The following is an 18,106-nucleotide window of genomic DNA, read 5'->3' as shown; positions in this document are numbered from 1 at the left end:
TCAGGAAAAGAGCTAACCCGAAACGCCGAGCTTCTTCTGCAGGCTGGTGGATGAGGTCGTGTATTGGAACACGAACCGCTCACCCGGGCTGACGATTCGCTTCGCCGCCTGGGCCATCAGCGCCACTTCATGGAATCCCGACAGGATCAGCTTCAGCTTGCCGGGGTACCAGTTGATATCACCGACCGCGAAGATGCCGGGAACCGACGTCTGGAACTTCTCGGTGTCGACCGGGATCAGGTTCTCATGAAGATTGAGCCCCCACTCCGCGATCGGGCCTAGTTTCATCGTCAAGCCGAAGAACGGCAGCATGCGCGTGCAGGGAACCTCGATGTCGCCATCAGGCCCTTTGATGGTCGCGGCTGAAAGCTGGCCGTCCACACCGGTCAGTCCGGTCACCTGCCCGACCTGAAACTCCAGCTGCTTCATCTCCTGCATGGCGTACATCTTGTTGACGCTGTCGGGCGCGGCGCGGAATTCGGGCCGCCGATGCACCAGTGTCACGCTGCGGGCCACCGGCTGCAGGTTGAGCGTCCAGTCCAGCGCTGAGTCGCCGCCGCCGACAATGACGAGGTCGTGGCCGCGAAAATCCTCCATCCGGCGAACCGAGTAGAAAACACTTTTGCCCTCATAGGGTTCGATGCCTGGGATCGGCGGCCGCTTCGGCTGGAAGGAGCCACCGCCGGCGGCGATGACAACCACCTTGGCTTCGAACATCTCGTTTTCGTCGGTGGTTACACGAAAACCGCCGTCATCGAGTTTCTCGAGACCGGACCATGCGGTTGTAGGTAAAGTCCGGCTTGAATGGCGCGATCTGCTCAAGCAGCTTGTCGACAAGACCCTGCGCCGAGATCGATGGCCAGCCAGGAATGTCGTAGATCGGCTTTTCCGGATAGAGCTCCGCGCATTGTCCGCCGGGCCGGTCGAGAATGTCGATCAGGTGGCACTTCATGTCTAAGAGGCCGAGCTCGAACACGGCAAACAGGCCGACAGGCCCTGCCCCGACGATAAGCACGTCTGTCTTGGTAATGCCGGTCATGCGGTGCGCCTCGATATGAAACCGAGGCGAGACTGCATGACCGGAAGCCTGCTGCCAAGCAGCAGCGGCAAAAAAGCTGGAACGTCAGCCCTGGCGGGCGGGAACGCGCACGACCAGACCATCCAGCGCATCGCGCACCTTGATCTGGCAGGACAGGCGCGAATTCGGCTGAACGTCATAGGCGAAGTCCAGCATGTCTTCTTCCATCGCTTCCGGTTCGCCGACAATGGCCGTCCATGCCTCGTCGACATAGACATGGCATGTGGCACAGGCACACGCGCCGCCGCATTCGGCTTCGATCCCCGGCACCGCGTTGCGGATCGCGTTCTCCATGACCGTCGAGCCGTTCTCGGCGTCCATGTCGAAATGTGTGCCCTCATGGGCGATGAAAGTCAGCTTGGTCATTTGTCACCTGAAGGGAGTTTCAGCCGAGATAATCACTCCGGCGGACAAGTCAACTGCCGCGCGAAAACGCCACCGGATGACGTTTTTTTCGGAAACCGGACTTAACGGCTGATAGCGGCGATGAAATCGCGCACTTCGTCGATCAGCGTGCCAAGACGCTTGAGCGTACGATTGTCTTCAGGCATGTGCTCTATCTCGGTGGCACAATCGGCAACGGCAAAAGCGCCAACGCCTCGCGCCGAGCCTTTCAGTCCGTGCGCCAGCAGAAGTCTTTCGTGGATATCGGCCTCGGTGATCTTGTCGCGCACGGACAGGGCGTGCTGTACAAAGAGCGCCAGCACCTCTTGCTCAAGGCTACGGTCACCCATTGTCTGGCGGGACAGATGGGCCATATCCACCGGCCTCGATCGTCCCGTTCCCGAAGCGTCGCCGCCGGGCATTGAAAAGGCAATGCCGCTTTCGCCGCGCATGTTCCGCACTCCGTTCTTCACTTGCCCGAAAATGTAGGCGAATCCCATGGACAACGGGTTAATGTTTGAGCCGGAAAAATGTTGCGAAAGCGGCGTCCAAATCACGGTTCCGTTAACCTTATATTTAAAGTTTTACGTATCTCGCGGAATGCATGTTTTCTTTACCCCCCTGTGTCATTACGATACGAGGGTCCATTTTCAGCCTCCTGCGTGGGATAAGACAACCAAAATCATAAGTCCCTCGGCAGCTAGTACAGGGTAGCGAAGGCATGGCGAAGAAAACCACCACGACAAGAACTCTCGACAGCGACGTAGCCAGGGAACTTGAAAAGGCGCTCGATATCGATCTGAGCGGCGATGGAAGCGGCGACCTCGATATCGCGGCTTCGATGGAAGACCTGGAAGCGCAGATATCGCAGGCAGCGGACGAGTTGGCGCGCGAAGGCCGCAACCAGAAAGCAGCACCTGTCGCCAGTTCGCCTGTCGCAACCCAGAGCCAGCCAGCGAGACCCGAGGCCAAGGCCAGGCCGGCCGAATTGCGGCCTGTGGAAACGCGCAATACATCGCAGCCGGCCGGCTTCGCGCCAGCCAACGACGACCGCCAGAAAGACTACAAGACGCTCCTGCACACGCTGAACCGGCGCGCCTCGAACACGATCTATTGGGTCGTGGCATTCGTTTCGCTCGCCTGGATCGCTGGCGCGGGCGGGTTGGCCAATCTGCTGTTTGGACCGGATATCTGGAGAATCCGTACCGTCGACCAGTTCTTCGCGCGCCCTGAACTGATCGGCCTCGCAATCGCCGCCATCGTGCCCGTCATCCTGTTCTGGGCATTCGCGGCCATGATCCGCCGAGCACAGGAAATGCGGATTGCCGCGCAGTCGATGACCGAAGTGGCTTTCCGCCTCGCCGAGCCGGAAAACCTTGCCCAGGACCGCGTGATGATGATCGGCCAGGCCGTGCGTCGCGAAGTCGCGGCCATGGGTGAAGGCATCGAGCGGACACTTGCCCGCGCTGTCGAGCTCGAAACGCTCGTCCACAGCGAAGTGAACCAGATCGAACGCTCCTATTCGGAAAATGAATCCCGCATCCGCTCGCTCGTCGACGGACTGGGCAGCGAGCGCGAGGCCGTGGTCACCCATGCCGAGCGCGTGCGTGCTTCGATCACCGGCGCACATGAGACGCTGAAGGAGGAAATCGGCGCCGCCAGCGATATCATATGCGACAGCATCCTCAACGCCTCGACCAAATTGTCGATGACGATCAACAATTCCGGCGACACGCTGATCGACCGCATCAACGAAAGCTCGATGTCGATCTTCGATTCCGTCGAGGGTCGTCTCGATACGATCACCGACCGGCTGTCGACGTCCGGCGAAGCTTTTGCCAGCCTGCTCGATACACGCATTGCCAAGCTCACGGACACGACCGATGGCTTGACCCGTTCGCTTACCGATCTGCTCGACGACCGGACCACCGGCATGGTGTCGTTGCTCGGCGGTGCCGCGCGCACGCTTAATTCCGAATTCGAGGCGAGCCTGAATGGCATCGAACGCACGCTGGCCGAACGCGGCCAGGCGTTGATCAGCGAGTTCCAGACCCGCGCCGAGGCGCTGGACACCGGCACCCAGAAGCTCAACGCGGCGCTCGAAGCCCGTGCACGCCAGATCAACGAGACCTTGGTCGAGCGCGCGCGCGAAATCGCCCACACATTCGCGGAGAGCAAGGACACGCTGTCGTCGATGATCGATCAGGGCAAGGCCCAGATCGGCGCCGACATGGCCGACATCGTGACGTCGACCTCGTCCATGCTTGAAGCCCGCGCCAGCGACTTCGCCGGGCGCATGGAGGCGGCACGCCATGTCGTGTCGCGGTCCTTCGACACCGACATCCAGCGACTTGCCGACGCGCGCGTCGGAATCGAGGAAGCGGTCGAGAACCACAGCCGCAAGCTTTCCGAAAGCCGCGAACGCATGGCCGAGGCAATGCAGGCGGATCTCGCGAAGTTCGCGGAAGGCCGCGACGGCATCGATGCTGCCGTGACAAATCAGGTGCAGAAGCTGGCCGAAGGCCGCAACCTCATCTCGCGCGCGCTCGAAGAGGATCTGCGCAAGGTCAACGAGTCCCGCGCGGCCATCGACGCTTCCCTCGGCAGTCACCTCGAAAGACTCGAGGAAGGCCGCAACCGGCTTGCCTTGGCATTGAACGAGGACTCCGGAAAGCTCGTGCAAGCCCGTACAATCATTGATGAAATGGTTGCCGGACACGTCGGGAAACTCGCTGAGGGCCGTAACATTCTTTCGCGCGCCCTGGAAGCAGATCTCGGCAAGCTGACCGACAGCCGCGCCAGCATCGACGGTCTGGTCGCCGGTCAGGTCGAGAAGATCGCCGAAGGCCGCGCCGTGCTGGCCAGAGCCCTGGAGGCCGATATTGCAGGCATCAAGGGCCTCATCGAGACCCACTCCTCGAAACTGGCTGAGGACCGCGGCCAGCTCAGCAATTCGCTCGAAAACGATCTGTCGGGCATCAGGGGCCTGCTGGAGAACCATTCGGGCCGGCTCGCTGAAGACCGCAGCCTGCTTTCGCAGACGCTCGAGGCTGACCTCGCCAAGCTGGCGGATAGCCGCTCCAGCATCGACGGGCTGGTTGCCGGCCAGGTCGAGAAGCTCGCCGAGGGACGCGACATTCTCAAGCGCGCGCTCGAATCCGATCTCAATACGATCAAGAACGTCATCGCCAGCCAGTCCGACAAGCTGGCGGAGGACCGTGGCCAGCTCTCGCAGGCCTTGGAAACCGACCTGCTCAAGGTGAAGGATGTCGTCTCCGATCACATGAACCGGCTTGCCCAGGATCGGATGACCCTGTCCAAGGCACTGGAAGACGATCTGGCCAAGCTCGCCGACAGCCGCTCCAGCATCGACGGAATGGTCACCGGCCAAGTCGAGAAGCTGGCCGAGGGCCGCGATATCCTCAAGCGGGCGCTGGAATCCGATCTCAACACGATCAGGGGCACCATTGCCGACCAGTCGCAGAAGCTGGTTGACGATCGCGCGCAGTTTGCCCGTGCGCTGGAATCCGACCTCGAAAACGTCAATGGCCTTGTAAACAGCCACTCGGAAAGGCTGGTGCAGGATCGTTCGACGCTGTCAAAGGCACTCGAAGACGACATTGCCAGGCTGGCCGACAGCCGTTCGAGCATCGACGGCCTCGTTGCCGGCCAGGTCGAGAAGCTGGCCGAGGGCCGCGATATCCTCAAGCGCGCGCTCGAATCCGACCTGAACACCATCAAGAGTGTCATCGCCGACAATTCCCAGAAGCTGGTCGAGGACCGCTCAAACCTGACCAGGGCGCTTGAAGACGATCTCGCCAAGCTGGCGGAAAGCCGTTCGAGCATCGATGGTCTCGTTACCGGCCAGGTCGAGAAGCTCTCCGAGGGTCGCGATATCCTCAAGCGCGCGCTGGAATCTGATCTCAACACGATCAGAGGCACCATTGCCGACCAGTCGCAGAAGCTGGTTGACGATCGCTCGAACCTGACCAGGGCGCTTGAAGACGATCTTGCCAAACTGGCGGAAAGCCGTTCGAGCATCGACGGGCTGGTTGCCGGCCAGGTCGAGAAGCTGGCCGAGGGCCGCGATATCCTCAAGCGGGCGCTCGAGGCCGATCTCAACACGATCAGGGGTACCATTGCCGATCAGTCGCGGAAGCTCACCGACGATCGCGCGCAGTTCGCAAGCGCGCTGGAATCCGACCTTGAAAGCGTCAATGGCCTTGTAAACAGCCACTCGGAAAGGCTGGTGCAGGACCGCTCGACGCTGTCCAAGGCACTTGAAGACGATCTTGCCAAACTGGCGGAAAGCCGTTCGAGCATCGACGGGCTGGTTGCCGGCCAGGTCGAGAAGCTGGCCGAGGGCCGCGACATCCTCAAGCGCGCGCTCGAGGCCGATCTGCAGAAGATCGCGGCAAGCCGCACCGATGTCGACGACATCATCGCCGGACATGTCGGCAAGTTGGCCGAAGGCCGCAACATGTTGACCCGTGCGCTGGAAGAAGACCTCTCCAAGCTCGCGGATACCCGCAAGGATGTCGATCATTCGCTGTCCGGCCATATCGACAAGATCGCCGCCAGAAGCACCGACATTTCAGACGCTATCGCCGCCGACGTCCAGAAGATCGAGCTGGCATTCAGCCGCCAGACCGGCATCATAGAGGAACGCGCCGGAACCATGGAGCGTGCGCTTTCGACTGGCGTCGACAACGTTCGCAGCGTGCTTGAGAAAAGCGCTGTGTTCGTCGCCGGCGCCTTGCGCGAAAAGGTCATGGAGGTCACCAGCGCCCTGCATGAACAGGCTGGCGCGGCCTTCAGTGATGCCGATCGCAAGATCGCGGAGCGCGCCGAGCAGACTTCGGCCGCCCTGCTGGCGAGAGCGGAAGACATCGCTCGGACCTTCGAGGATGCGGACCGCCGTCTGGCGGCGCGTGCCGACGACACGTCAAGCGCCCTGCTCGCACGGGCCGACGACATCGCCCGGACCTTCGAGGATGCCGACCGCCGCCTCCACGCCCGCTCGGAAGTCACATCGAACGCTCTTATCGCTCGCGCGGACGATACTTCCAGCACGCTGCTGGCCCGCGCCCAGGAGACGGCCGACCACCTCGCCGCTCGTGCAAGCGAGATCGCCGGCACGTTCGACGTGGCCGACCAGAAGCTCGTTGCCCGCGCGGTCGAGACGGCACAGTCGCTGGCCGCCCGCGCCGGCGACATCCTGCGCAACTTCGAAGGCGCCGACCAGCGCCTGGGCGTCCGCATCGGTGAATCTGCCGAAGCACTCGCCGCGCGTGCATCGGATCTCGGCCGCATCTTCGACGCGGCCGACCAGCAGCTGATCTCGCGCATCGCCGAGGGCTCGGAAGCCCTGTCGGCGCGCGCCTCGGAAATCGGCCGTATCTTCGACGAAGCGGACAACCGCCTGGTGTCCCGCATCGCCGACAGCACGTCGACGATCGGCGGTCATGCCGAGACCATCGTCGGTGCCTTTGCCGATACCGAGCAGAGGGTCGCCGACCGTGCCCGGAAAACCGGCCAGGAACTCGCCGTCCACACCCGCGAAATCGAGCAGGCGCTTGCCGGCGTCGACGAGAGGCTGGCGTCGAGCGCGGCGGTAACGGCTTCCCGTGTCGAAGAGCAGGTTGCCCGCGTCGAGAGCCGCCTCATCGGCGTCGACGAGCGGTTGGCATCGAGCGCCGCGGCAACCGCTTCCCGTGTCGAAGAGCATGTCGCCCACGTCGAGAACCGCCTTGTTGGCGTCGACGAGCGGCTGGCATCGAGTGCGGCGGCCACTGCCGCCCGTGTCGAGGAGCAGGTCTCCAGCGTCGAGAACCGCCTTGCCTACACGGCCGAGGCGATGAGCCAGCGGATCAACGAGCAGGTGTCGAATGCCGAGGCGCAGCTGGTTTCGCGCGCCAACGTCATTGCGGAGACCTTCACCGCGGTCGGCCAGCATATCGGCCAAAGCACCAACGATGCGGCCAAGACCATCGGAGCCAACACCCGCGAGCTCAACACCATGCTCGCGGCGCGCTCGGCCGAAATGTCGAAAATCCTGGACGAAACCGCACGGCCACTGGTCGAGCGCTTTGCCCAGGGTGGCTCTGAACTGCAAAGGAGCATGGAAGAGGTCACCGAGCGCGCCACCGAGAAGCTGCGCAGCGAAAACGCTGCCCTCGTCAACGCGCTTGCCAGCCGCACGGCCGAAACGCTGTCGGCCGTCGAAGGCGCCCGCTCCTCGCTCTCGGACAGCGTTGCCGACCTCATCGGTCGCATGACGAAGTCCAGCTCGCAGCTCGGTCAGCTGATCGAACAGGCCGCGATGAATCTCGGCCAGGTCGACGAACGCCTGACCGGCAGCACGCAGAGCTTCGCGGCGACAACGGAAAAGGCCGCGCAGACCTTCGCCAGCTCGGCGCGCCTGGTCGACTCCAACACGACCCGGCTGACCGAACTGTCGTCCTCGACCTTGCGCGAGGTCGCCTCGATCGCCACCAAGTTCGATGAACACAGCCGCCTGCTGTCCAGCGCCTCGGACCTCTTGAGCTCGGCCCAGAGCAACCTGGAGCATACGCTGGAGAGGCAGTCCTCGCTTGAGGACCTCGCCGTCGGCCTGGTCAAGAAGTCGGAAGATCTCGAAAGGGTCATGCGCTCGTTCGAGAACCTTGTGGGCCAGACGTTGCAGAATGCCGAAGGCAAGACGATGGAGTCGGCGGACAAGATTCGCACCGCCATATCCGAAGTCGTCGATTCGGCGACAAGGCGCTTCGCCGATGCGACCGAGGAGATGCGGCGCACCGCGGGCTCCATCAAGAGCGAGCTCGACCTTACCCGCGCCGAACTCAAGAAGGGCGTGATCGAGATGCCGGAAGAGGCAAAGGAATCGACCACGGCCATCCGCCGTGCCGTTTCCGAACAGATCAACGCCCTGAAGGAACTTTCGGATATCGTTGCGAAATCGGGCCGCGGCAACACGGACAATTCGGAGCAGCGCAACCTGCGTCCGGCGCCGCAAGCTCCCGTGGCACGCGCCCCCGAGCCTCAGCGTCGTCCGCCGACGCCACAGCCGGAGCGTCTTGCCCCGCAGGCGCCACTGGGCGGTACCGCGCTGCGCGGCACGCTCGACCTGGAGCGCCCGTCCGAGACATCGCAACGCCCGCGTGACCCCAACGGCCGTGCGCCGCAGGGCGGTTGGGTGCGCGATCTGTTGACCGGCGCATCGCGCGAAGAGGAAGCCAGGCCCGCGGCCCCGGTGGAAGCGCCGCGCCCGGTCCCGGCCCAGCGTTCGCCGCTTCATGTCGTCGAATCGCTCAACTCGCTTTCTGTCGATATCGCCCGCGCCATAGACCACGATGCCTCGATCGAGTTGTGGAACCGCTACCGGCGCGGCGAGCGTGACGTCTTCACGCGCCGCCTCTACACGCTCAAGGGCCAGCAGACGTTCGATGAAATCCGCCGCAAGTATCAGAGCGAGGCCGAGTTCCGCGGTGCGGTCGACCGCTACTGCGACGATTTCGAGAAGCTGCTCAAGGATGTGTCACGCAACGACCGCGACAACATCATGGCCCAGACCTACCTGACGTCGGATACGGGCAAGGTCTACACCATGCTGGCCCACGCCAGCGGCCGCCTGCACTAACTGGGCGGGCCCACGTCGGAACCGAAAAATGGCGGGGCTAACGCCCCGCCCGTGACGGTTTGAGAATCTCCCAACGCAAGTGCGCGAAGACCACAGGCGAAACCAGCTGCCCTGATCATCGATACAAAGGTGGCTGACCGTGAAAACGGCAATCATATTCGACTGCGAGTTTCTTTGCCTTGAGGGCTCGCAGCGCAGATTTTGGTGCGCGGCGCACGATCCCGATCCCGTCATCGCGCAGATCGGCGCGGTCAGGCTTGGCCTCGAAGACGACTTTCCTCTGTTGGGTACGCACAAGGCCTACGTTCACCCTGTCGACCGATTTGGCAACAGATACAGGCTCGACCCGTTCTTCACCAAACTCACCGGTATCACTGAAGAAAACATTGTCACCGAGGGGGTCGCACTCGGAGAAGCCCTTGCGGACGTCGATCGCTTCTCCGGCGGGGCTCGTTTCTGGTCTTGGGGCAAAGACGAGCTGAACATGGTCGCCATCAGCTGCTATGTCGCGGGCATTCAGCCTTCCATCGCTGCCAACCGGTTCGACAATGCCGTCAAGCTGCTGATCGCGGCCGGGATGCCAATAGAGGATTTGGCGAAGACGCCAAGCAACCGGCTTGCGGAGTATTACGGCGTCGAACACCCTCCGTTGCGAGGGCACGACGCACTCGACGATGCGCTCTCGGTCACCTACACCCTACAACATCTTATGAAGACTGGAGCGTTGCGACCAGCCGCCTTCGACCACTTGTAGCTTCGAAGATCTGTGTGCGCGAGCCTTGCGTTCAGATCGCCGAATCAGTCCAGCGCACGATCTGCTTGGCCGTATCGCCAAACGCGGCATCGAGCGCACCGACATAGGCCTGGTTGCCGCTGCCCGAAACAGGCGCGCTTGCGGTGAAGCTTTTGGAGGCGCGGACCTCGCCATTGCGGTCGTTCAATATCCGCACGAATAGGTCGACCTCGGCATGTTCGCCGCCGTCAACGCGGACTTCGAAGGAGCGGATTTCGACGATCACCTGATAGTCGATCGCCAGCCCCTCGCCCGGCTTGCCGACGCCGGCGAAACTGCCGGAACGCTGGAATGTTTCGGCCAGCCGTGCTTGCACGATGAGCGGCAGCCGGTCGGCCCATTGGGCGCCCTTGAGATACTGGATCGACCGCGCGGATGGCTTGATGACGATGTTCTGGCTGTCCAGCGCCTTCAGCGCGGATGGCTGCGCGATCAGGATCTGGCGGCGGCTGTGGCCATGCGCCTCGACCGATGGCGCCGAAAGTTCGAATGTGTCGAGGGGCGCGGGCCCACCGCCTGGCAATGCCGCACAACTGGCGAGGGTCAAGGCAAGCAATGCCACACCCGATTTGAGCGCGATCTTCACGTGCGATCCCTGTTGTCCCCGGATCGCAAAATCGATCCGCCCCAGTGCTTCTGCCTTGCGTTCTTGGGGCGGGCGGAGGCCGAAGTCAACGCCGCACCCTGCCGTCAAACTGTCGAACCTCGCCATCGCCGCCGGAAAGAATCCGCTGTGGATTGCGGCTGAGGTCGGTCACGGCCTCTTCGATACGGCCGATGGAACGGCGGCTGTCCTGCACCAGCGCCTCCACATTCGACAGGCCCTGGCCGGAGAACTTTGACACATTGTCCAGGATGGCGCCGAGGCGGCCGTTCAGCGTGTCGGCAACCTGCTTGAACGACTTCAGCGTGTCCCTGGCATCGGCCATCATGCCGTCAGCCTGGCCGGATCCCAGCAACGTATCGACCTTGGCCAGGATGCCGTCGACACGTACGGAAGCGTCGTTGAGGCGTTGCGCCAACTGACGCGCGTCCTTGACCGTCTGGTCGATGTCATCGGCCCGGTTGGCGATCTTGCTGGTCACCTGGGCGATGTCGGCGGCGGCCTTGTTGGCATTCTCGCTCGCCTGCTGGATATTGGCCAATGCGGAGCGAAGCTGGGCCGGGTCGACACCGTCGAGAACGCCATTGACCTTGGTCAGCGTGCCCTGTGTCTTCTGGGCAAAATCGTTGATCGACCCCACCGCCGTATCGACATTCTTGATGACCGTGTCGAACTGCTTTGAGGTTTCCTTGAGATTCGCTGTCGCCGTATTGACATTGGCGACGATGCTCTTGATCTGATCCTTGTCGACGGCATTGAGCAGCCCTTCCGCTGCCTTCAGCGTACCATCTAGCTTGCCCGAAACGCCCTTCAGTTCATCGGAGAGCGAACTGACGCTGGACAGGAACTTGTCGATGCCGTCCGAATTCTTGGCCAGCGCATCGGAGAATGTCTGCACGTTCTGGACGGTCTGCGTCAGCGGTCCGCGGACGTCCCTGGTAAACCCTTCGAGATCCGAAAGCACCTTGTCGGCACGGCTGAAGATGGTCTGCGCGGTCTGCAGCAGGTTGGTGACTGCCGATGGGTTCGCGATGATCTCGGCGACCTTGCCTTCCTTTTCGGCCTGGTCGAGGAGCTTCACCTCCTTGGGGTCGGCGCCCTTCAATTCGATATTGGCCTGCCCGGTCAGGCCGGCAAGGCCGATATCGGCCTGCGTAGACTTGGTGATCGGCGTCATGCGGTCGATTTCGGTGTCGGCGATGGCGACCGTCGGATTGTCGACGTCGATATAAACACGCTTCACGTCACCAACCTTGACGCCGTTGAAGAGCACGAAACTGCCGCGACCGAGGCCCGAGGCCGAGCCCGGAATGCGCACACGCAGCAATGTGGTCTCGCCCTTGTCACCGATCGCCGCCGTCCAATAGACGAAAGCAAAGGCGGCCAGGATCGCAACCAGTGTGAAAATGCCGACAATGACGTAGTTGGCTCTGGTTTCCATTGCTTCACTTATGGCTATGCGCGGGCCGCAAGATCAAGTTGTCGGGCGCGTTTTCCGCGGAAATAGGACTTTACCCAAGGTTCTTCGCTCTTCAGCATGTCATCGATGGTGCCTTCGACCAGCACTTTCTTGTTGCCGAGCACCGCAACGCGGTCGCAAGCGGTAAACAGCGTGTCGAGATCATGCGTGACCATGTAGACCGTCAGGTCCATCGTATCGCGCAACTTGACGACCAGTTCGTCGAACTCCGCCGCGCTGATCGGGTCGAGACCGGATGTCGGTTCATCCAGGAAGACGATGTCGGGGTCGAGCGCAAGCGCCCGGGCAAGTGCGGCACGCTTGATCATGCCGCCGGACAGTTCGGACGGGAATTTTCGTGCCGCGTCGGGCGGCAAGCCGACCAGTTCGACCTTGAGCATCGCCAGTTCGTCCATCAGTTTTCGCGGCAGGTCGAGATACTCGCGCATCGGCACCTGCACGTTCTCCAAAACCGTGAGCGCCGAGAAAAGGGCGCCGTGCTGGAAGAGAACGCCCAGGCGCATATCAATGCGCAGGCGGTCTTTGTCGCTGGCCTTTTCGACATCGACGCCGAACAGCTTGATCGTTCCCGACTGCTTGCGCGTCAGGCCAAGGATGGTGCGCAAGAGAACGGACTTACCCGCACCCGAGGCGCCGACAAAGCCGAGAATCTCGCCACGCCTGATATCGAGCGACAGCTTGTCGAGAATGAGCTTGTCGGCGAAGGATACGGTGATGTCGCGCGCGGAGAGCACGATATCGCTCTCATCCTTCTGTTCCGTGATCTCGGCGGCTGTGTTGCTTTCATCGCCATGTCAGAACGCAATCGCCGCATAGAAGATTGCGAAAAGGCCATCAAGAATGATGACCACGAAGATCGATTTCACCACCGAAGCCGTCACGTGCGTGCCCAGTGATTCGGCGCTGCCACCAACCTTCATGCCTTCGACGGAAGCAATCGTGCCGATGATGATGGCCATGAACGGCGCCTTGATCAGGCCGGCAAAGATGGTGCTGAGATCGATGGCGACGCGCAGTCGGTCGAGGAAGGCAGCCGGTGAAATGCCGGAATAGAGCCAGGCGGCCGCGATGCCGCCGCCGAGAGCGGCAAAATTGGCGATAATCGTCAGGCACGGCAGTGCGATGACCAGCGCCACCAGCCGCGGGAACACCAGCACGCCGATCGGGTTGAGCCCGATGACCTTCAGCGCATCGACCTCCTCGCGCATCTTCATCGAGCCTATCTCGGCGGTGATGGCGCTGCCGGAACGGCCGGCGATCATGATCGCCGTCATCAGCACGCCAAGTTCACGCAGGATCAGCACGCCGACCAGGTCGACGACAAAGATATCGGCGCCAAAATAACTCAGCTGATAAGCGCCCTGCTGGGCAACGATCGCGCCGACGATGGCCGACATCAGCACGACAACCGGGATGGCCCCGACCCCCATGCGATCGATCTGGTTGAAGATCGCCGCCATGTTGACGCCATGGCCGCGGCCGAGCTTCATCTGCGCGCCACGGATGGTGGCGCCGAGGATGTTCATCGACGAGAGGAAATCGTCGCGCATTTCGTAGACACGCCGGCCGATCGCCTCAAGCGCGCGGATGACAATGTTGGGTGGCCGGACGGGACCGGAATCAGGCGCGCGTCGAACCGCTTCGCTGACAGCTTCAAGCAGGATCGACGCGACCTCGCTCTGTCCCTGCATCCTGATTTCGGCGCCCTGCTTTTCAAAGGCGCTGACGAGGCGGTCGATCAACCAGGCGCCGGCAGTATCAATTTTCTCGATCTTGGAAAGATCGAGCGCCAGCGTCTTGAATCCGCTGCGCTTTTCGATCTTGCGCATTTCGGCGTCGACCAGCGCGACGGTGCGTGTCGTCCAGGTTCCGGAAAAGGCGCAGCCGAGAACGCCACCCTCATCACCGACGGCGACGCGAGGCTGGTGGTCAGCCTCCTTGGCGGTCGTGCCGCTTGCGTCGCGTTTACCGATGGTCAACATGGCGTCCTGTTTAGCCTGACGAAACCAAGCTGTCGATTTGCCGACAAGCTCGTTGTCACATAGCGGGAGCAGAAAAATATGGCGCGTGTCATTTCGGTTGAGGCCGAGCGCTTTCCCATCGCCGGGATATTCACCATTTCGCGCGGCTCGAAGACCGAGGCCGAGGTCATCACCTGTATCATCAATGACGGCGACCATGCCGGTCGTGGCGAATGCGTTCCCTACAAGCGTTATGGCGAGACCATGGATGGTGTCCGCGACGCGATCCAGGCAATGAGCGGCCAGATCGCCGATGGTATCAGCCGCGCGGCCCTCCTCGGCGCCATGCCGGCGGGAGCTGCCCGCAACGCCGTCGACTGCGCTCTGTGGGACCTGGAAGCAAAGATGACTGGAACGTCGGTTGCCTCTGCGATTGGCGTGGTTCCCACAAGTGCGCTCGAGACGGCCTACACGCTGTCGCTCGGCGAGCCTGAGGCGATGGCGGCGCAGGCGCGCGCCAACGCGGCGCGACCGCTGCTCAAGGTCAAGATCGGCGGTGACAACGACATCGCCCGAATCCGCGCCGTCAGGCAGGCCGCACCCGACAGCCGCATCATCCTCGACGCCAATGAAGGCTGGACCGACGAGAATATCGCGGCAAACCTGGCCTTCGCAGCCGAGCAAGGCATCGCGCTGATCGAGCAGCCGCTGCCGGCCGGCCATGACGAGATCCTGCGCCGCATCGCGCACCCCGTGCCCATCTGCGCCGATGAAAGCGTGCATGAGGCGAAGAACCTGGCAGCACTTGTCGGCCTGTACGACGCCGTCAACATCAAGCTCGACAAATCAGGTGGCCTGACTGCCGCCCTCACTCTCCGCGACAGGGCCCGCGAACTGGGATTTGGCGTGATGGTCGGCTGCATGGTCGGCACGTCGCTGGCGATGGCGCCGGCGGTCTTGCTGGCCCAAGGCGCTGAATTCGTCGACCTCGATGGTCCCTTGCTGCTTGCGCGCGACCGCGTGCCCGGCCTTGTCTACCGAGGATCGCTGGTGTCACCGCCCGAGCCGGTGCTGTGGGGCTGAGCGGGCGGCAAGCCCGATCAATGCCAACCCGACCAAGGCCACCGGGATCATGGCAAAGAAGCCGTCCACGCCGAAGCGGTCGTAGAGCGGACCGGACGCCAGCGTCACCACCGCCATGAAAAACCCGTTGGAGAAATAGGCGATGCCTTGCGCGGCACCCGTCCGTTCCTCGGAGATCGTCTCGCCGATCATCTTCTGCAGGCCGATCAGCACAAGCGCCACCGAGACCGAGTGCAGCGTCTGGACGCCGAAAACCGGTGACGCCGAGGCCGAGTGGCCAGACCAGGGGAAAGGCGATCCACCGCACAATGGCGCCAATTCCCGCCATCACCATGATCGACACGACGGAGAACGAATTGAAAAAGCGGGTGAACATCATGAACATGCAGACTTCGGACACCACGCCCCAGGCCCAAAGCAGGCCGACCACCGAATCGCTGATGCCGATCGATTTCCAGTAGATCGAGACGAATCCGTAGAGGAATGCATGGCTGGCGGTGATGACGCCAACGCCGATGGAAAAATACAGGAAATAGGAATTGAGCAGCTTTGGCGCCGAATGCTGGATATCGGTGGCCGAAAGCGGTGATGAGCGTCTGGGACGACCGAGACGCGGCGCGAACAGGCCGGCGACAAGGGCCGCCGCCAGCGCGACGAAGATGATCACCGGAACGGCGCGTGAGCCAGCCGCCGACAGGATGAAACCGCCGGCGACATTGGCGCACAGATAGGAGATCGATCCCCATTTGCGCATGCTGGTATAATTCGAGCCGAAGCGGCGCACGCCCGACAGCGCGAGCGAATCGGCAATCGGCGAATGCGGCGTCCAGACAATGGTGAGCACCAGCGATACCGCGAGCACCACCGCGTAGGTTGGCGGCAGGAAATAGCCTGCCGACAAAAGCAATGACGCGGCAACCAGCGCGATATAGACATCGGCGCGGTCGCCAGCCTTGTCCGCCAGCGCCGTGAGCAACGGCGTCGTCACCACGCGCAGGAACATCGGGGCCGCCAGGATGATGGCGATCTGCTCGGCATGGAAACCCTTGGCCTGCAGCCAAAGGGGAAAATAAGGCAGATGCGTTCCAAGCGGCACGAACAGCGTGGCGAAGATCAGGCTCATGCGCAGTTCGAAATGGCTGGGCTTGACGAGTTGTTCTGGGGAGAGCGGCGGCAGGGACATGAATCGATCCAATTACGCGGCCTCCGACCGGGCGGCCAGCTGCGCGGATCGATCCCTTAACATGGCGGAAAACCAGGCGAAACCGGCTGGACTAATCGATTGATGCCGAAAACCGTCGCGAATTCCGCGTCAGGCTGCCTGTCCTACCCGATCTTCGATGAGCATCGGGATAAAGGGCTCGTCCGGGGCCTCCGGCAGCACCTGCGCCCAGGTCAGGATTTCCATCCGGCCATCAAAATGCTCGACCACCGCCGTGCAGCTTTCCACCCAGTCGCCGGTGTTGATGTAGCGCATGTCCTCGAAATTCTCGATCGACGCATGGTGGATGTGGCCACAGATCACGCCGTCGACATGCGATCGGCGCGCTTCCTCGGTCAGCACGGTCTGGAAGGAACCGATAAAGTTCACCGCCTTCTTCACCTTGACCTTGGCCCACGAGGAAAATGACCAGTACGGCAGGCCGAGCAGTTGGCGAAGCCGTGTCACCACTCGGTTGACGATCATGGCCGCATCGTAGGCGTGGTCGCCGAGATAGGCCAGCCAGCGCGCATTGTGGACGACGGTGTCGAACTGGTCGCCATGGATGACGAGAAGGCGCTTGCCGTCGGCGGTTTCATGGATGGCGCGGTCGGCCACGACAATGCCGCCGAAATGCACGCCCTGGAACTGGCGCGCGAACTCATCATGGTTGCCGGCGATGTAGGTGATGTTTGCGCCCTTGCGCGCCTTGCGCAGCAGTTTCTGCACGACATCGTTGTGGCTTTGCGGCCAGTGCCAGCTCCGCCTCAACCGCCAGCCATCAACGATATCGCCGACGAGGTAGATGATATCGGCATCATGATAACGAAGGAAATCGATCAGGAATTCGGCCTTCGCCGCCTTCGACCCAAGATGGACGTCGGAGATGAACATGCTGCGGAAAGTGCGGGGCTCTTGGCCGGACATCGATTTGTCACCGTTGCTTTCGCCCAGCCTATGCCCCGATTCATGCAACAACCGTATGACGGTTGCGATTGGTCCAGCCCCAAGAGTAGGTTGCCGCCAACCCATCAGGAGAAATTCGTCATGGATCTCGGTATTCGCGGCAAGAAGGCCATCGTCTGTGCATCGAGCAAAGGACTTGGAAAAGGCTGTGCCATGGCGCTGGCCGAGGCCGGCTGCGACGTCGTCGTCAACGGGCGCAACGCCGAGCTTGTGGCAAAGACCGCCGCGGAACTGCGCGAACGCTATGGCGTCACGGTGTGGGAAGTCGTCGGTGATGTCTCGAAGCCCGAGGTGCAGAAGGCGTTGCTTGCCGCCTGCCCCGAGCCGGACATCCTCGTCAACAACAATGGCGGCCCGCCGTTTCGCGACTTCCGCGAACTGGATCGCGCGAAGATCCTCGAAGGCGTCACGCAGAACATGGTGACGCCGGTCGAACTGGTTCAGGCAGTGATCGACGGCATGGCCGCGCGCGGCTTCGGCCGTATCGTCAACATCACCTCGCTGTCGGTCTATGTTCCCATTCCGGGCCTCGACCTGTCGTCCGGCGCTCGCGCCGGCCTGACCTCATTCCTTGCCGGCGTGGCGCGAACGGTGATCGCGCGCAATGTCACCATCAACAACATGCTGCCGGGCTCGGTCGACACCGACCGCCTGCGCGGCCCCCATGAAGCCGGCACGGTCGAAGACCCGGCAGCGGCCGCCGCGCGCAAGACCCGCATCAGCGCCGGCATCCCAGCCAAGCGCTTGGGCACGCCGGAGGAGTTCGGCCAGATCTGCGCCTTCCTGTGCTCGGTCCATGCCGGTTACCTGACCGGACAGAACATACCGGTCGATGGCGGTCTCTACGTCAGCGCTTTTTGATCAACGCGCTCAAGAAGCAGCAGAACTGATCTGCAATGAAATCAGCATAAGTATCT

At 62.3% G+C, this 18,106-nt stretch carries 11 protein-coding genes and 2 pseudogenes; 4 read left to right on the top strand and 9 right to left on the bottom strand.

What is annotated here, in order from left to right; genetic code table 11:
• Positions 1 to 12 precede the first annotated feature (12 nt).
• The 3 genes and pseudogenes from LGH82_RS02155 to LGH82_RS02145 all read right to left on the bottom strand — a co-directional run bounded on the left by LGH82_RS02155 (position 13) and on the right by LGH82_RS02145 (position 1,914).
• Positions 13 to 1,039 (bottom strand): annotated as a pseudogene (locus LGH82_RS02155) (NAD(P)/FAD-dependent oxidoreductase).
• A gap of 84 nt (positions 1,040 to 1,123) precedes the next feature.
• Positions 1,124 to 1,444, bottom strand: coding sequence for a 2Fe-2S iron-sulfur cluster-binding protein (locus LGH82_RS02150; RefSeq protein WP_227347100.1), 321 nt, complete (start codon positions 1,442 to 1,444; stop codon positions 1,124 to 1,126).
• Positions 1,445 to 1,545: 101 nt separating this feature from the next.
• The gene (locus tag LGH82_RS02145; protein ID WP_227349454.1) at positions 1,546 to 1,914 is read right to left on the bottom strand and encodes an Hpt domain-containing protein; all 369 of its coding nucleotides are present in this window, start codon (positions 1,912 to 1,914) and stop codon (positions 1,546 to 1,548) included.
• A 269-nt stretch (positions 1,915 to 2,183) separates the two neighbouring features.
• Between LGH82_RS02145 and LGH82_RS02140 the strand changes: the two genes are divergently transcribed.
• Both LGH82_RS02140 and LGH82_RS02135 read left to right on the top strand, forming a co-directional pair.
• Positions 2,184 to 9,101 carry a kinesin gene (locus tag LGH82_RS02140; RefSeq protein ID WP_227347099.1) on the top strand — a complete coding sequence of 2,306 codons (6,918 nt, stop codon included), beginning with the start codon at positions 2,184 to 2,186 and terminating at the stop codon, positions 9,099 to 9,101.
• Between the two features lie 139 nt (positions 9,102 to 9,240).
• The gene (locus LGH82_RS02135) at positions 9,241 to 9,855 is read left to right on the top strand and encodes a 3'-5' exonuclease (protein ID WP_227347098.1); all 615 of its coding nucleotides are present in this window, start codon (positions 9,241 to 9,243) and stop codon (positions 9,853 to 9,855) included.
• A gap of 31 nt (positions 9,856 to 9,886) precedes the next feature.
• On the opposite strand, the gene LGH82_RS02130 is transcribed toward LGH82_RS02135, so the two are convergent.
• The 4 genes from LGH82_RS02130 to LGH82_RS02115 form a co-directional block, all read right to left on the bottom strand.
• The gene (locus tag LGH82_RS02130) at positions 9,887 to 10,480 is read right to left on the bottom strand and encodes an ABC-type transport auxiliary lipoprotein family protein (protein ID WP_413771418.1); all 594 of its coding nucleotides are present in this window, start codon (positions 10,478 to 10,480) and stop codon (positions 9,887 to 9,889) included.
• 85 nt (positions 10,481 to 10,565) lie between these two features.
• Positions 10,566 to 11,939: an MCE family protein gene (locus LGH82_RS02125; protein ID WP_227347096.1), complete on the bottom strand. Its 1,374-nt coding sequence runs from the start codon at positions 11,937 to 11,939 to the stop codon at positions 10,566 to 10,568.
• Between the two features lie 14 nt (positions 11,940 to 11,953).
• Positions 11,954 to 12,742 (bottom strand): ABC transporter ATP-binding protein, encoded by a 789-nt coding sequence (locus LGH82_RS02120; RefSeq protein ID WP_227349453.1) that lies wholly within the window; start codon positions 12,740 to 12,742, stop codon positions 11,954 to 11,956.
• Positions 12,743 to 12,772: 30 nt separating this feature from the next.
• Positions 12,773 to 13,960 carry an ABC transporter permease gene (locus LGH82_RS02115; RefSeq protein ID WP_227347095.1) on the bottom strand — a complete coding sequence of 396 codons (1,188 nt, stop codon included), beginning with the start codon at positions 13,958 to 13,960 and terminating at the stop codon, positions 12,773 to 12,775.
• 78 nt (positions 13,961 to 14,038) lie between these two features.
• Between LGH82_RS02115 and dgcA the strand changes: the two genes are divergently transcribed.
• Entirely contained in the window at positions 14,039 to 15,022 is a 984-nt protein-coding gene (gene dgcA / locus LGH82_RS02110) for an N-acetyl-D-Glu racemase DgcA (protein WP_227347094.1), read from the top strand.
• On the opposite strand, the pseudogene LGH82_RS02105 reads toward dgcA, so the two are convergent.
• Positions 14,993 to 16,205 (bottom strand): annotated as a pseudogene (locus LGH82_RS02105) (MFS transporter). The gene dgcA and the pseudogene LGH82_RS02105 sit on opposite strands and share 30 nt — an antisense overlap.
• A gap of 129 nt (positions 16,206 to 16,334) precedes the next feature.
• Positions 16,335 to 17,150 carry a UDP-2,3-diacylglucosamine diphosphatase gene (locus LGH82_RS02100; RefSeq protein ID WP_227347093.1) on the bottom strand — a complete coding sequence of 272 codons (816 nt, stop codon included), beginning with the start codon at positions 17,148 to 17,150 and terminating at the stop codon, positions 16,335 to 16,337.
• A gap of 120 nt (positions 17,151 to 17,270) precedes the next feature.
• Between LGH82_RS02100 and LGH82_RS02095 the strand changes: the two genes are divergently transcribed.
• The gene (locus LGH82_RS02095) at positions 17,271 to 18,050 is read left to right on the top strand and encodes an SDR family oxidoreductase (RefSeq protein ID WP_227347092.1); all 780 of its coding nucleotides are present in this window, start codon (positions 17,271 to 17,273) and stop codon (positions 18,048 to 18,050) included.
• Positions 18,051 to 18,106: the final 56 nt, after the last annotated feature.

This window comes from Mesorhizobium sp. PAMC28654, from assembly GCF_020616515.1.
Taxonomy (GTDB): Bacteria; Pseudomonadota; Alphaproteobacteria; order Rhizobiales; family Rhizobiaceae; genus Mesorhizobium.
The sequence above is the reverse complement of the archived record's forward strand: the minus strand, read 5'-3'. Positions and strand labels throughout refer to the sequence as shown.